The organism is Lysinibacillus sp. NPDC093216 (assembly GCF_050280325.1).
GTDB lineage: Bacteria > Bacillota > Bacilli > Bacillales_A > Planococcaceae > Lysinibacillus.
Genome location: NZ_JBNNVB010000003.1, coordinates 144,964 through 159,988 on the forward strand (window position 1 = coordinate 144,964; position 15,025 = coordinate 159,988).

Below are 15,025 nucleotides of genomic sequence, written 5' to 3' on the forward strand. Positions count from 1 at the left end.
GAAAAGGTCAATTAGAGTGGTACCGCGAGCATAAACTCGTCTCTATATTTTTATATAGAGGCGGGTTTTTTTGTTTTTATTTTATTGGCCTAGGTGTGGATTTCGTCTCTATTATGCAAGGCAGAGACTATCAATATAATGACAACTACTACAAAAGGAGTGTTTGAAAATGGGAAGAAAAATTTGGGTGTTTGATACAACTTTACGTGACGGCGAGCAAGTGCCTGGTGCAAAACTGAATTTATACGAAAAAGTAGAGATTGCACAGCAACTCAAAAAATTAGGCGTCGATATTATCGAGGCTGGTTTCCCGGCTTCATCACAAGGAGATTTTGATGCAGTTAAAGCTGTCGCACAAAAAGTTGGTCATACAAATGACATTATGATTACTGCTTTAGCACGTGCTGTACAGGCAGATATTGATGCTGTTTATAACGCTGTAAAATACGCTGAAAATCCGATGATTCATATGGTGCTTGGTACTTCTGATATTCATGTTGAGAAAAAATTTAGCAAATCCAAGGATCAAATTCTACAAATTGGCGTTGATGCAGTAAAATATGCGAAAACTCTTCTACCACAAGTCCAATATTCAACAGAAGACGCATCTCGCTCTGATTTTGAGTATCTTTGGAAGACCATTGAAGCTGTGATGAAGGCTGGCGCAACAATGATTAATGTACCTGACACAGTAGGCTTTGCAGAACCAGAAGAGTTTGGAGCGATGATTTATAAACTAAATGATCGTATGAAAAACTTAGACGATAGCGTTTTGTTAAGTGTTCATTGCCACAATGATCTTGGTATGGCAACTGCTAACACGCTTGCTGCGATTAAAAACGGCGCAGATAAAGTAGAATGTACGATTAACGGCATTGGTGAACGCGCAGGAAATGCAGCATTAGAAGAAGTCGTTATGGCGTTGAAAACACGCGGCTCTGTTTACAATGCTGAGACCCGTATTAACACAAGAGAAATTATGAATACGTCTCGTCTCGTTTCAAGCTTTATGGGCTTAGACGTACAAGTAAACAAAGCGATTACTGGGGATAATGCTTTTGCCCATTCATCTGGTATTCATCAAGATGGCCTTCTTAAATCTCGTGATGCCTATGAAATTGTCCATCCAGAAGATGTAGGTCTAGACGATATGGAGTTAGTCCTAACAGCTCGCTCTGGGCGTCACGCGGTGAAAAATGCCCTTGAAAAACTGGGCTTTTCAAATCTTTCAGCGGAGGAATTCGAAGGAATATTCGAAGGTTTCTTGAAGTTAGCAGATGCAAAGAAAGAAGTTTACGATCACGATTTATATGTTATTGTTGAAAGCTATTATGAAAAACATGACGCAAACAATGCCAATGCCACTCATTACAGTGATCAATTCTTCGACTTCGATGATCTACAAGTCGTCAGCAACGCAAGCTTCCCTTCAGCAAGCGTGAAAGTACGTAAAGGTGGCGAAGTATTTAAAGCAAGTGCAGTTGGCTCAGGTCCAATTGATGCCCTATATTCAGCCATCGCAGAAATTACAAACATGGATGTGAAACTTGTAGAATATAATATCAATAGCGTTTCTCGTGGTAAAGAAGCGCTTGGAAAAGTAAAAATTACAATCGAGCATGAAGGTGAAAAATATATCGCAAAAGCTGCAGATACAGATATTTTAAAAGCGAGTGCGCTAGCTTATATTAATGCGATCAATAGTATCGTTGTTGCTAAATTAACGCCTGTTATGAATTAAATAGTTGAAAGCAGTATGACACTATTGAGTCATACTGCTTTCATTTTCTCTATCGACTGCCATCTACTAACTTTCGATATTCCTCTTCAATTAATTCAACATCAAGACGTTCAAACAATGGTGTCACTTCACTAATGCTTGTCGGTAAGTCCACTTGTTCATGCCACTTCACTTCTTTGATTCCCAACATACCCCTCACCTTCTCAGCTGAAAACGGTAAAAATGGATGTAACAGTTGTCCAAGGTTAGCAATGATATAAACACACGTTGCCAGTGTTCGATTTCCAGCATCAACATTCTCTTTCACCTGTAACCATGGCTGCTGCTCGTCAAAATAACGATTAGCCGCACGAATGTATTCAAAAATAACCTCTAAAGCTTGTTTAAAATGACCCGCTTCTATATGAATACCAACATCATTAAATAGCTGAATGGTTTGTTCTCGAATAGTGGCATCTATTTCGACTTGAGGTACTTGACGATCAAACGATTTTTCTAAAAACTTCAATGTTCGATTGACAAAATTACCATAAGCACCAAGTAATTCGCCATTATGACTATAAATAAATTCTCGCCAAGAGAAATCCGTATCGCGATTTTCTGGCGCATTCATTGTTAAAAAATATCGAATGGAATCTGCATCGTATCGACTCAAAATATACGGCACCCATACCGCCCAGTTTTGGCTCGTCGATAATTTTCGTTTTTCTAATGTTAAATATTCGTTCGATACAATATGTGTAGGTAAGGCCTTTGCCCCTATCCCCATAAGAATGGCTGGCCATATAACTGTATGGAACGGGATATTATCTTTACCATGCACATAATACGATATCGTTTCTTCATTCCACAAATCTTCAATCGCTATTTGATGTTGCTTCGCCCATTCAAAACTCGCTGTTAAGTAACCTGCTACTGCTTCAATCCACACATATATTTTTTTGCCTTCAAAACCTGGTACGGGCACATCGATACCATTTGGCAAATCCCTCGTTACAGCGCGGTCAGGGACCCCTTCTGCCAAGTAACGTTCTGTTAAACCTAAAGCATTGTCTCGCCAGCGTTTTTCCGCCTTTGCCTCCGCTAAATAAGTCTCCAACCTCCCTTGAAACTGACTAAAAGCAAAATAAAAATGTTCTGTCTCCCTGATAATTGGCTCATTCCCACAAATTTTACAGCGCTTATCAATTAAATCGAGCGGGTCTAAAATGGTTGAGCAATTATCACATTGATCACCACGCGCCTTCGCACCACAGTTTGGACAAATCCCCTCTACAAATCGATCAGGCAGAAACTGCTTGTCCGTTTCACAATAGGCTTGTTCAATTTTCTTTTTGTATAAAAAATTGTTCGCCAGTAGCTGTAAAAAAATGGTTTGAACAGATTCATGATGGTGCTGCGCATCTGTTCGCGTATACAAATCATAAGTAAATCCTAAATCATTGAAGCATCTTGTAAATTCCTCGTGATAATGATTAGCAATTGCTTCCGTTGTCGTGTTTTCCTGTGCAGCCCGAATAGAAATCGGCGTGCCATTACAGTCACTTCCCGAAACATATAAAACCTTCTCGCCCTTTTGTCGGTAATATCTAGCCAAAATATCACCCGGTAATAATGCGGCAACATGCCCTAAATGCAAAGAACCATTTGCATATGGCCACGCGCCTCCAATAACAATTGTCATCCTAAGTTGCTCCCCTCTAAAATCAGAAAAAAAGTGTAGATCAATTACGCCTCGGTGTAATTGCCGCTGACGCTTCGCTTTCGCGCAGATAAACAATGCGTCTGGATTTTGAATTGTGCTAGCACAATTCTTCCTTTTAAAATCCATGACATCCGCCGGAGGCTTTATCTTTATTCAGGTAAGCCCTGAATGAAGATAAAAAAAACGCCCTAATCAAAAATTGATTAGGACGAGTATACCCGTGTTACCACCTATATTTACAAATAGCTCACACTATTTGCCTCCATCAGTGCGTCTCATTTCAAATTTCAATGAGAGATACTGCCGCTGTTATAACGAGTGCCCATCTCGTCGTAATCTACTCGCAAACTTGCTTTCGGTACGAAGCTCAAAGGTCATTTTCAAAAGGGATCATTTACCTCATTTCCACCAACAGAGGCTCTCTATATAATGTTTCTCCAATTTACTTTTCCTTATCAATGCTTTTACTATAGATTTCCACCCATTTTACTCTTTCTTCTTTTAAATTGCAATGCACGTCGATAAATATCTGAAAATTCGCGATAAGACAAAAAAGTTGGGTGATAAATCAGAGAATGTAGTCGATAAAATTTTATCCTAGCTTTAAATCAAGTAGCTCATTTAAATCATCGATGACTATGTCTGCTTTCTGTAATTCTGTGTCCTGCGCAAAGTCGAAACGTACACCAACAGAGAGTAACTGATTGTCATGAGCTGCCTGAATATCAGAAGAACGATCTCCTACAACTGCTCCGCGTTCAATGGCATTTTCCTCGATGACCTTTTTCACTAAATCAGATTTATGACCGCTCGAAATGGACTGAATACTATATGTATCTTTGATAAAACGTTGTAATTGATAGGTTTCTACTATTGCTTGCAAATACTCTGTTTGCCCATTACTGGCAATGAATAAATTATAGTTTTCTGCCAACGTAGCAAGTGTTTGCTCTGCATTTGGATACAATGCGCCCTGGCGATTACGTATTTGTTCAATAAGCTTAACATGGAATAATGCGTTGCTTTCTTCACGTGTCTCTAGCGTGTGCATAGGACATAACGTTGCCCAGACAACAGGTAATGGAACCCCCATAATTTCACGGTATTTCTCTATTGGTGTTTCTCCCTGCCACAAGCCCTTTGCACGTAGCACATCGAACGTTGCCGACAGTGCTGGCTCTAATATTAGATTTGTTTGAAATAAAGTACCATCCATATCAAAAATAATAGCTTTTTTCATAAAATCACCCCTTCTACTATTATTTCATTTTCCCAATCATTAGACATCAAAAAACTCCATATGCATTTTTTCCTTCTTATAGTAGTCCAATCGGTCCTGTAAAGTCCCTGTATGAAATTCGAATTTATGACCATCTAGATCCGTGAAGTAAATCGATTTTTTATCTCGTACATCTCTTCGTCTGCCTTCCAAAATGTTGACATTATAATGGACTAGCTTTTCATACATTTTGTCAAAATCGTCCTCCTGGATAGAAAACGCTATATGTGTATAGGATTGATGTATGTCATTGCGTGGGATATCCTTTTCTACATTCAGGGCAAGCCACAGCCCATTTGCATCTAAATAGGCTGTAGTTCTACCCTTCACTAATAATTTTGCGTTAAAAACCTTTTCATAAAATGCGATGGATTCCTCTAAATTTGAAACTGAAAATAATAAATGATTAATATTCTGGATTTTCATGCGTGTACCCCCAACTATGAAATCACCGATAAATCGCTCACTCTTATATCAAGTTTAATTTGATTTTTTGCCTTTCTTTAAGCCTTTCGCAATTTGCTTCGATTTGCGTTGCTCATTTAGTCTTGCTTGAGCATTTGTTTTGCGTTCGATAAAAGCAAGCTCTCTTTGCAATTTAAAGTAACTTTGGAGACGCGATTGTTCAAGCTCGCCAACAGTAATTGCTTGCTGTACAGCACAATGTGGCTCCTTCTGATGTGTGCAATCTCTATAACGACAGGCTGCAGAAAGTTCTTCAATATCCCGAAAACTAGAGGATAAGCTGTCACTTTGATCCCATAACTGTAGCTCCCGCATTCCAGGTGTATCAATTAAACAACCGCCACCTGACAATAGAACTAACTCACGATGTGTTGTTGTATGGCGCCCCTTCGCATCATCTTCACGAATATCCGAAACTTTCATAAGCTCCTCACCACTAAGAGCATTTGTCAAAGTGGATTTCCCTGCGCCAGAAGAACCAAGCAATGCTCCCGTCACACCTTCCGTAAATAGCGCACGAATATCTTCTAAGCCCTCGCCTGACAAAGCACTAGTCACAAAAACATCCACACCAAACGCTACAGACTCAACCTCACGTATTTTACTAGAAACATCTTCACAGAGATCGGCCTTCGTCAATACAACGACCGGCTTCGCACCTGAATCCCACGCAGCTACTAAATAACGTTCTAAACGACGAATATTAAAATCAGCATTTAAGCTCATAACTAGAAGTACGATATCAACGTTCGACGCTACAATCTGCTCTTGTATTTCCAGCCCCGCGGCCTTGCGGGAAAAAACTGATTTTCGTGTAAACAATTTATGAATAATCGCCTTTTCCTCACCCGGCATTTTCTCCACTAGCACCCAATCCCCTACCGCAGGGAAATCTTCACGTGCTAATGATGTATACGCGTAATGTCCAGCAATCGTGGCCAGCCACTCTCCTTCTTCTGCCAGCACACGATAGGAATGCTTATGCTCTAAAGTAACCCTAGCCGGCACACAATTCGTCAGCTTAGCCTCCTGTTTAAATCCAGTCATTTGCTCTTCAAAATATGTTGAAAATCCTAAAGTTGTTAAATTCAATTTGTTTTCCTCCTAAATGTGAATATCCTTTGTAATCAATTGATAATAAACAAAAAAACCTTGTCTCTGCGCAATTCGGCAGTTACAAGGTTCACAGGCACATTTAAGAGAATATACAAATCACCACAATTGTGAATTAAATACACTACGTGGTCAATTTATATATTTTAGGCGTGTGAAACTGAACAAACCGAATTGCAGTTCGTTAAAAACGGATCTATTCATCATGTCACATCACCTACTTCCGATTTAGTTGTTCTCAATGTAGCAAAATATTCTTAAATTGTCAATTGAATTCTAACAAGCATGTATCCCCTCCCCTCCTGCATACAATAAACCAGTCCACTATTTATGAAGGAGATGTTGAATTGTCAAAAATCATTTCTATCAGTACATACCAACCACCGTACACATTACAACAGACAAATGCCGAGGAGCTAACAAAGGAGCTTTTCCATGCAAAAATCCCTAAATTAGAACGCTACTTAAAAGTTTTTGAGAATGGTGGTATTGCAACACGCCATTTTTGTGTACCGCCTGAATGGCATCGTACTGATCATTCCTTTGAAGAACGCAACGATTTATATATTGAACTAGCTACACAATATAGCGTTGATGTCATTCAAGCCTGTTTACAAAATGAAGAGTTTTTACAATCACCGGTTTCTCCTAAAGACATTGATGCCATTATTTTTGTAAGTAGCACTGGTATTTCCACACCAAGTATTGATGCACGAGTTATGAATAAACTTCCTTTTTCAGACAGACTTAAACGTATTCCACTTTGGGGACTTGGCTGTGCTGGTGGTGCGGCCGGTGTTAGTAGAGCCTATGATTTTTGTCGTGCCCATCCAGAAGCAAAAGTTCTTGTCGTTTGTGTTGAGCTTTGTAGTCTAACCTTTCAGCCAAATGATTTTTCAAAAAGCAATTTAATCGGTGCCTCTCTTTTTGCAGATGGAGCCGCATGTATACTCGTCTGTGGAGATGAAGTGAATATCGCAGTAAAAAAACCAATACCTGCTATTATAGGGACTGGCTCTAAATGGATGCCCGATTCAGAAAATGTTATGGGCTGGAATATTAAAAACAATGGACTCCATGTCGTTTTTCAGAAAAGTATTCCTGCCATAATCACCAATTGGCTCGGCCCATTCATTGAGCAATTTTTATTGGAACACGAACTATACAGTGAACAGCTTAACCATTTCATTGCACATCCTGGCGGTAAAAAAGTGTTAAAAGCTTATGAAGATACTTTGTATCTAGCTTCCAAAAAAACCGATATTTCTCGGGAAATATTGAAATTTCATGGAAATATGTCATCTCCTACGGTGCTATATGTATTGGAGCAATTTATGTTACACGAAGGACAAGTAGAGGATACTGGTTTACTAGTCGCTCTCGGCCCTGGCTTCTGTGCTGAAGCTGTATTACTTAAATGGAGGGAGTAGCATGATTATTTACATTATTTTGATCCTCGTCATTCTACAAAGATTGACAGAAGTTTTCATTGCAAAACGCAATGAAAGATGGATGCTTTCACAAGGGGCATATGAAGTTGGTTCTTCTCATTATCCATATATGGTTTCTTTGCACACCGGTTTCTTCCTATTTTTAATTATTGAAGTAGTTACTAATCATAAAAGTTTATCGCCTCTATTTCCGTTATTATTCTTATTATTTATTGCCGTTCAAATATTACGCATTTGGTGTATCCGTTCATTAGGGTCTTTTTGGAACACAAAAATACTCATATTGCCGGATGCAAAAGTTGTACGGAAAGGTCCTTACACATTTATGCGTCATCCAAATTACGCTGTAGTTTGCTTAGAAATTATTCTACTGCCATTAATGTTTCAAGCATATTTCACAGCATTTTGCTTTACACTCTTAAATGTAACAATGCTGTCTGTGCGCATTCCAATTGAGGAAAAAGCTTTGCGAGATGCTACAAATTATAATCATGTATTTCAAAAGAAGATTTCGGAATCCTAATTTATTAAAAGTCAATAACTAATTCATTTAAGTTGTTATCTTAGTTAATTTATTAGAATGTTGCACATTTTAATGACTCTTTTAAGACGACATCCATCTATATGATGTCGTCCTGTTCATTCCTATACTTGCAGTTTTATAGAAAAGATTGATTAAAATCATCTCCCCTCTAGAGATTCCTTAGTTGAGAGATGGTTTTTTTATTGTATATTTATGTTAATATCACTATGGATATTGTGAAGAAATGTACTTAAACTAACGGAGCAGCTTAGTTGAATAAGTAAAAAATTACATATATGAAATAAAGCAATACATTGTTAAGATTTGATAGGTTAAATATTCTAAGGAAAAATCTTTAGAACGAAGGGAAGTATCTTAATGTGTGGATGGGGAGAGATTCTTTCAGGTTTTATCCTTATAGATAAAGCTCAAATAATTAGTGATACCTAATTAAGCAGTTATACCGTTTTCCCTGGTTTAACGTTCCAAGATGTTTCTGAATGACTATTATATTATGATCTGTAGAGAACCCTGTAGCTCATCGGAGAATTTGCGATAAGCTACAGGGTTCCTTTATTTTACGAGAAATTCTTTAATATATTTAATTACTCTGTAATCAGTATCGCCGCTGGGGTGTTAAGCGAGCCAGCTGTAGAAGTATAGACTGGATGTGTAACACTAGTTCCTTTAGGTACAGTAAATGTAGCAATCCGAACACCTTGGGTATTGGAAGACAGTGTAGGAATACCTTGAGTTGTACCGTTGTTCCAACGTACAGCACCGCCGTATGGACCTCCACGACCTGTCAAATATACCTTTAATGTCTTATCGGCTTGAGTTGGGTTTTTGAAAGTGATATTCGCCTTGTAAATAACACCATAATGCCCCTTATTAGTTGCTACAGCATCACCAGGCGAATAGCTAGTGTCTTTAGTCATTAAGTTGTCATTATCGCCATTATTTATGGAGAAACTTTTATTGCCGTCTCCGACAGTATATAGAGCAGCAGAGCCACCTGAAGTACCAAAGCCGTCGATATTGGAAAAGTTCCAAGAACCACGCGGATGAGTCCCAACTGGTGACACAACTGCATTTTGATTACTACGAAGATCGGCAGTAGTACTTTTAGCAGCTACTGTTCTGACTTTATAAGACATTGCAGAACTAGACGATAAAGTAAACTCAATAATTCCACCTACCAAATAACCATTTGGTACTTTCCATTCTTTAACTAATCCAACTTTCCCCGCTACAATGGAACTATCAACCGGAGAACTAGGAGTTAATGTATTCCCGAGTAAAGCTTTTGCGGCACATTTCCCATGAGCTACAAAGCCGGTAATAGTATCGATACAGTCTTTAACACCAGAGACTTTATAAGTACTGCCACTTGAACCATTACCAATGGTAACACCGAACTTGATAGTCGCACCCGTGTTATTTAGATGCCAAACAAACATCCGATAAGTTACACTCAATAATCCAGGTGCAGTATCTGCCCAAAGCGTTGCATAACCATTAGTAAATGGAACAGAGCTACTAATAGTCTCTGGATTATCAGACAAGAAAAAACGTTGATTATTACTTGCTTTACCGTATAACTTTAAAGATGGTACAACATTTGGGATTGTCACAGCAGTTAAATCAGATTGAGAACATGAAGCCATTATTATTTCCTCCTAAAAGTTATTTGAGATGTGAGACTAGTGGATGTCGTTGATTAAGGTTATCCACGAACCATGTTATCAACGATTTTTCGCTCTCATATAATTAAAGTGTTTAAGAGGGGAAAAAAAACAACCTTCATTTTATTTTTTTTGAACTAACGACGCAGTTTAGTTGAAGAGTGTTGTTTAACTTGTTGTTCAACAATCGGGCCATATTATTGAATAACAGCCTTTTATGAAATGTTACCAAACGACGCTTTGGAGGTTTTATATATACTATAGACTGGAATTCATAAAGTATTTCGGAAGGTGGTGTTGTTAATTGGAAAACAAAGAAATAATACTTAATATCTTAAATGAAATCAAAAATGGAAATATACCTGTTCATACAGATTATAATTTAAATTTAGACATGTGGGCAGATCTTATTGAGTATATGCATGATAGAACATATATTGCTGATGTTACTATTTATTGGTTTGGGGATGATGATACATATTACGATGAAAGAGTTCACTCTGTTGACCTATCTAAAGCCAGACTTACAACTTTTGGAGAAAAATTTTTAACTGAAGAAATGAATTTTCACCTTGTGCCATTACTTGTCCTAAATGTTACAGACCAGCCAAAATCTTCTTTTATTCCACGTTAATCGCCTCATAACATAAAAAAAAAATGGCTGTTTCACCTTACTTTTGAAACAGCCTTCCATAATACTTTATATAGTTTCATCAGCATTTATTTCCATAGTTAGCTCGTTTAATTTGTGTTCCAAGTCATCGAGCAAACGTAATTTATAATTCAACTGCTTTTCAAAATCCATTGATTGAGCCAATACCTTATTTACTTGAGCATCCAAATGTGCAAGGAACTCTGGATTCATCATTGTTTTTCGATCTAAAGAAAAGCTATGTTTTTTTACATCCGCTAATTCTTCCGATAATTTTTCTATTTCAGTACTTTTCCCCTCTATTTCTAAGACTAAATGCTTATTAAGAATGTCTAAATCGGCTTGTTCTAATTGAGATTTTTCAACGGCTTCAATCATAATCTTCATTTGTTGGCTTATATCCTTTGTAAAAACATTCAACTTATTTTCAAGGCCTTCCAGAATTGACCTATCATTAGCATCTGAATTCATAGAAAGCAATTCTTCTTTAGTGAATTTTAAAGATTCCTTTATTAATTTATTTTCCGCACGCAGTTCTTCTAATTCTTTTAATAAACTCTCTATCGCCGAAAGTTGTTTTTTCTTCTGGATTTCTCTTGCTTGTATATCGTCGTAGTAAGTTTTTATCTTTCTTTCATGGTCTCTCTTCTGCTTTAAAAGCTCCATCGAAAGCTCCTTTTTCTGATCTGTTAATTGAACATTTTCTCGCTCTAATCTCAGTACTAGTGAATAATAATCACTATCTCTGAGCCTTTTAACTTCATTTTTATATTTCGCTAATTCGGCTCTTAAAAAAATGATCATTTGCTGCAGCTGAACAGGATCATTGTTTTTAACAATATCATTATCCACACTTGCACCACCTATCACGACATTTTTCTAAGTAAACTAATCACTTCTTCAAATTGCTCCTTACTATCCTCTAACATCTCATCAAGCTGCTTAATAATCTTAATTTCTATTCCCTCATCACTAATTTCTTCAGCTTTGCTCTTTTCTCCTGACATTAAATAAGCAAGAAGTAGATTCAAAGTTCCTTTCTCGAGATAAGCAAAGCTGTTATTTTTCGTATTACTATAGTTAGATAGATTCGTAAGCTGTTCCTTTATTAGTTGATGGACAACACTATCTATTTTTTGATTTATATTTTCAGACTCACTCATTTTCATCCTCCTGTGTATGACTAATTCCATTGAGATTAATAGGATTTAAGACAACGACACCATCTTTTAGCTGATCACAATATGTAAAACCCATGATACTTCCTGAATAAGAAAAATTATGACCCCATTTGATTTGAAAGTTAGGGAATGATAGTGTTTCGTTTGGCTCCAGCGTTGTTTTTCCTATAGGTCTAAGCCAGAATTCCTCCTTGCTTGATTGATCATTGATTCGCTCCCAGCTACTGTTTCCTTTTAAATTTGGTGCGAAATGTTCATAGACATACCTTCCTGAGAATGAGAATGGAGATTCTTCAGGCAGTTTTATACATAGATACGGATTTGTTATAGGCTGATTACCTATATTGCGAATATGATAAGAGCCCAAGCATAAGCTCTCCTCATCAGGATTATAAGAAATATTGAACGAGGATGTGAAATAACTTATGATGTTGACACTATCCGGAATAAAAAGCTTCTCAACCGTTTTTTTAATTTCATGAACATAAAAATCCGTTTGTTTTTTTAGTTCATTTATTTTTTCTTCTACACGATCGATGCGAGTAAGCATAATCAGTACCCCTTTGCTAATAATATTGAATTAACCAAAGCAAATTCAAACTTCTTTTTATGGCTGTTACGTCCTTCCATAAAAAAAAAGAGAGGATTATCCTCTCTTTACAATATGATTTTCTTCTATGTGTTAGTACCATTAACCGACAGACGGGAATACAGCAGGGCATTGCGCTGGGCGAACTACACCCGGACATGCGAACGGTAATTCTGCTCTTGGCTCGCAGAAAGTTGCTAAGAATTCCACAGTAACTGGGAATGTAGATTGAATACTTTGGCAAACAGATACAGTAATAGTTAATGCAGAAAACGTAATTGTACCTGCTCCAGCTGTTAATGTTCCAGTTGTACACACGAAACAATCTAAATCTGTGAATAAAATTTCTACATCTGTCCCTTGCGGCGCACATAATGTAACTTGTTCGCAACGAGAAAGTGGAATAGTATTGCTTGTGAACATAGTGCCGTTCGGTAAACAAACAACTATCGTAAGAATAAAATTCTTTTGAATAGTTAAATTTTGAAGACATACAGTTGCACCATCAATTGTGAATTGGCGATTCTCACGGTTCAAGATCACAATAGGATTAGTTGTTGATGGAACTACCTTACATGTAACTACCGCACCTGTTAAATCAGTCGTTGGCGTTACTCCTGGAAAAGTAATTGGTCCAGTAGGGGAAAAATCAAAAGACATTTCCTTTACAATCCAGTCAAATACCTTATCGACGTTGATACAAATTAGTTCTTGCGCCTGGGATGGCATATTCTCTAGCATCCTTTTGACACCTCCATAAATTTTTTATCTTTCGTTTGTATCATATGTTTTCTAGCTATAAGTGTATGGGCTAATGAATAATTTGTTTTGATTTTTAATCAATGATGCCTCGGCATAGTTGCCGCTGTCGCGCAGGCAAACAATGCGTCCGGAATCGGCTTTGCACTTAGCCTGCAGATGTTTTCTGTGCGAAAGCGTAGCAGTAGAGGGCCGACACGATGTAGGTCATTTCAGTAATGCCACAGGCCGTGGCGTCTTAGACTGCGTTTCTCTATTTCAGTGGGTGTTTGGATACCCACCGAAAAGTAGCTTAAATACGCATTCATCTCTCCACCTATAGAAGCGTGAGACTTCTGTACCTGTCGCTACGCTTCGGTACAAAAGGCATTTGCTAAAAGAAGTTAAAATTCTTCAGTAACAGTATGTATCATTTTTACTTACATCTCCTCTTCTAATGAAGGAACTAAAATATTCAAAAGGATTGGTATATTTGTAACAGAAAGTAACTATTTTTAATAAAATATTAATGGACAGAAAGGGGTGAAATGCAATGGAAGATTCAAAATTGTACTCCACTCAAGAAATTGAAAAATTGAAGCAAAGGATAGAAGCCTACAAGGATACGTTAACTTCATTAAGAATGGGAACTTCAATTGAAGATTCCCTATTTATGAAAATGGATTTTGATGAGATTAAAACACAAATGGCATTTTTAGAAGAGCTTACTGAAACAATGGGTGATAAGCAAGAAAATTCACAAATCCGAGGCTATGAGGAGCAGGTAAAGTTTCTATCGGCACAAATTGAGTCTCTGAATCAAACGATTGAGGGCAGGAACCGAGAAATACTAATGGTTTTAAACAAATTACTCACGATTGAAAATACTGAAGCTTTAACCACTATACCTAAAACGGAAAACACATCTAAATTTATTGCTAACGGTGTACAAAGGGACCCAATCATTACACAGACAACAAATCAATCGGGGATTACATCAAAACAGCCATCTTATAAAATGTTACAAAGTCTGGCAGGTAAAGCTACAAATGCGCAATTAGATGGTAACAATAGCATACCTTCTACTCGCAACGGGAATCAAAGAGATGTACCCGAGGAACGCCATTTTAATCAACAATACTTTCAATCAATAAATACTCATCCAAGCCAAATATATAATGGCTTATATAGAAATACCACAACCGAATCCACCTTCCATTTTAAACACGCTACAAGCACGCAGGAAATTCCAGTTAATATGAATGAATCTGCCTTACCATCCGACAATGCCTCAACTCCTGACAATTACAGAAAAAAAAATACTGCTGTCACTGTAGATGAAATGAACTCAGAAATAACAAATAAGCCTGGCAATCATAATGCAGTTGAAACTGTTAATGAGCCTGACATCCTTGAAGTAGCTGAAACTATTAATAAGCCTGTCATTCTGGAAGTAGCTGAATCTGTTAATGAGCCTGTCATTCTGGAAGTAGCTGAATCTGTTAATGAGCCTGTCATTCTAGAAGTGGCGGAAACTGTTAATGAGCCTGTCATTCTAGAAGTGGCGGAAACTGTTAATGAGCCTGTCATTCTGGAAGCAGTTAAAGTGGTTAACGAGCAAGAGGACACAAATAAATCCCCTAGTTTAAAAAGTAATGAATGTGAATTTTTCGAACCTTCATCAGGGGTAGAAACCCAAGCACAAATTGAAGAAGTAAACAAGCAACCCGAGCTAAAAGAAGAATCACCTGAAGAAAGCCAGAAAAAAAATAAGGGTTCTTTGTTTTTCAATTTCTTTCGAAAATGGAGTTAGTTTAAAGTTGTGGTGTACAGTCTATGGAGATTTTACGATAAATCCGTCCAATACGTATGAAAATACATATTGGACTTTTTTCTGTTCAAC

The 15,025-nt window shown here is 37.4% G+C and carries 14 protein-coding genes and 2 other annotated features (1 of these 16 cut by a window edge); of the genes, 5 read left to right on the plus strand and 9 right to left on the minus strand.

Annotated features, from left to right (window positions below):
• Positions 1–47, plus strand: a binding site (T-box leader) (it extends 191 nt beyond the left edge of the window).
• A 122-nt stretch (positions 48–169) separates the two neighbouring features.
• Positions 170–1,741 (plus strand): 2-isopropylmalate synthase, encoded by a 1,572-nt coding sequence (locus ACQKOG_RS05355; protein WP_370077100.1) that lies wholly within the window; start codon positions 170–172, stop codon positions 1,739–1,741.
• 49 nt (positions 1,742–1,790) lie between these two features.
• Here ACQKOG_RS05355 and metG read toward each other — a convergent pair whose 3' ends face one another.
• The 4 genes from metG to rsgA form a co-directional block, all read right to left on the minus strand.
• The gene (gene metG / locus ACQKOG_RS05360; protein WP_370077102.1) at positions 1,791–3,425 is read right to left on the minus strand and encodes a methionine--tRNA ligase; all 1,635 of its coding nucleotides are present in this window, start codon (positions 3,423–3,425) and stop codon (positions 1,791–1,793) included.
• A 222-nt stretch (positions 3,426–3,647) separates the two neighbouring features.
• Positions 3,648–3,914, minus strand: a binding site (T-box leader).
• A 124-nt stretch (positions 3,915–4,038) separates the two neighbouring features.
• Positions 4,039–4,686, minus strand: coding sequence for an NIF family HAD-type phosphatase (locus ACQKOG_RS05365; protein ID WP_370077104.1), 648 nt, complete (start codon positions 4,684–4,686; stop codon positions 4,039–4,041).
• A gap of 39 nt (positions 4,687–4,725) precedes the next feature.
• A complete protein-coding gene (gene fosB / locus ACQKOG_RS05370; RefSeq protein WP_370077106.1) occupies positions 4,726–5,151 on the minus strand; it encodes a metallothiol transferase FosB in 426 nt (141 codons plus the stop codon).
• A gap of 54 nt (positions 5,152–5,205) precedes the next feature.
• Positions 5,206–6,282: a ribosome small subunit-dependent GTPase A gene (gene rsgA / locus ACQKOG_RS05375; RefSeq protein WP_402870068.1), complete on the minus strand. Its 1,077-nt coding sequence runs from the start codon at positions 6,280–6,282 to the stop codon at positions 5,206–5,208.
• 368 nt (positions 6,283–6,650) lie between these two features.
• On the opposite strand from rsgA, the gene ACQKOG_RS05380 reads away from it, so the two are divergent.
• On the plus strand, positions 6,651–7,733 hold the full coding sequence (locus ACQKOG_RS05380) for a type III polyketide synthase (protein WP_427445452.1): 1,083 nt from the start codon (positions 6,651–6,653) through the stop codon (positions 7,731–7,733).
• Position 7,734: 1 nt separating this feature from the next.
• The gene (locus ACQKOG_RS05385) at positions 7,735–8,277 is read left to right on the plus strand and encodes an isoprenylcysteine carboxyl methyltransferase family protein (RefSeq protein ID WP_370077111.1); all 543 of its coding nucleotides are present in this window, start codon (positions 7,735–7,737) and stop codon (positions 8,275–8,277) included.
• A 605-nt stretch (positions 8,278–8,882) separates the two neighbouring features.
• Here ACQKOG_RS05385 and ACQKOG_RS05390 read toward each other — a convergent pair.
• Positions 8,883–9,944 carry a hypothetical protein gene (locus ACQKOG_RS05390; RefSeq protein WP_402870062.1) on the minus strand — a complete coding sequence of 354 codons (1,062 nt, stop codon included), beginning with the start codon at positions 9,942–9,944 and terminating at the stop codon, positions 8,883–8,885.
• Between the two features lie 322 nt (positions 9,945–10,266).
• On the opposite strand from ACQKOG_RS05390, the gene ACQKOG_RS05395 reads away from it, so the two are divergent.
• The gene (locus ACQKOG_RS05395) at positions 10,267–10,596 is read left to right on the plus strand and encodes a hypothetical protein (protein WP_370077115.1); all 330 of its coding nucleotides are present in this window, start codon (positions 10,267–10,269) and stop codon (positions 10,594–10,596) included.
• 66 nt (positions 10,597–10,662) lie between these two features.
• On the opposite strand, the gene ACQKOG_RS05400 is transcribed toward ACQKOG_RS05395, so the two are convergent.
• From ACQKOG_RS05400 to ACQKOG_RS05415, 4 genes are all read right to left on the minus strand, one after another.
• Entirely contained in the window at positions 10,663–11,466 is an 804-nt protein-coding gene (locus ACQKOG_RS05400) for a hypothetical protein (RefSeq protein ID WP_402870060.1), read from the minus strand.
• Between the two features lie 14 nt (positions 11,467–11,480).
• Positions 11,481–11,777, minus strand: a complete 297-nt coding sequence (locus tag ACQKOG_RS05405) for a hypothetical protein (RefSeq protein ID WP_370077118.1) — start codon at positions 11,775–11,777, stop codon at positions 11,481–11,483.
• Entirely contained in the window at positions 11,770–12,345 is a 576-nt protein-coding gene (locus ACQKOG_RS05410) for a hypothetical protein (protein WP_370077120.1), read from the minus strand. Before ACQKOG_RS05410 ends, ACQKOG_RS05405 begins: the two co-directional genes overlap by 8 nt.
• Positions 12,346–12,486: 141 nt before the next feature.
• A complete protein-coding gene (locus ACQKOG_RS05415; RefSeq protein WP_370077122.1) occupies positions 12,487–13,125 on the minus strand; it encodes a hypothetical protein in 639 nt (212 codons plus the stop codon).
• A 550-nt stretch (positions 13,126–13,675) separates the two neighbouring features.
• Between ACQKOG_RS05415 and ACQKOG_RS05420 the strand changes: the two genes are divergently transcribed.
• Positions 13,676–14,935 carry a hypothetical protein gene (locus ACQKOG_RS05420; protein ID WP_370077124.1) on the plus strand — a complete coding sequence of 420 codons (1,260 nt, stop codon included), beginning with the start codon at positions 13,676–13,678 and terminating at the stop codon, positions 14,933–14,935.
• The last annotated feature ends 90 nt before the right edge of the window (positions 14,936–15,025 follow it).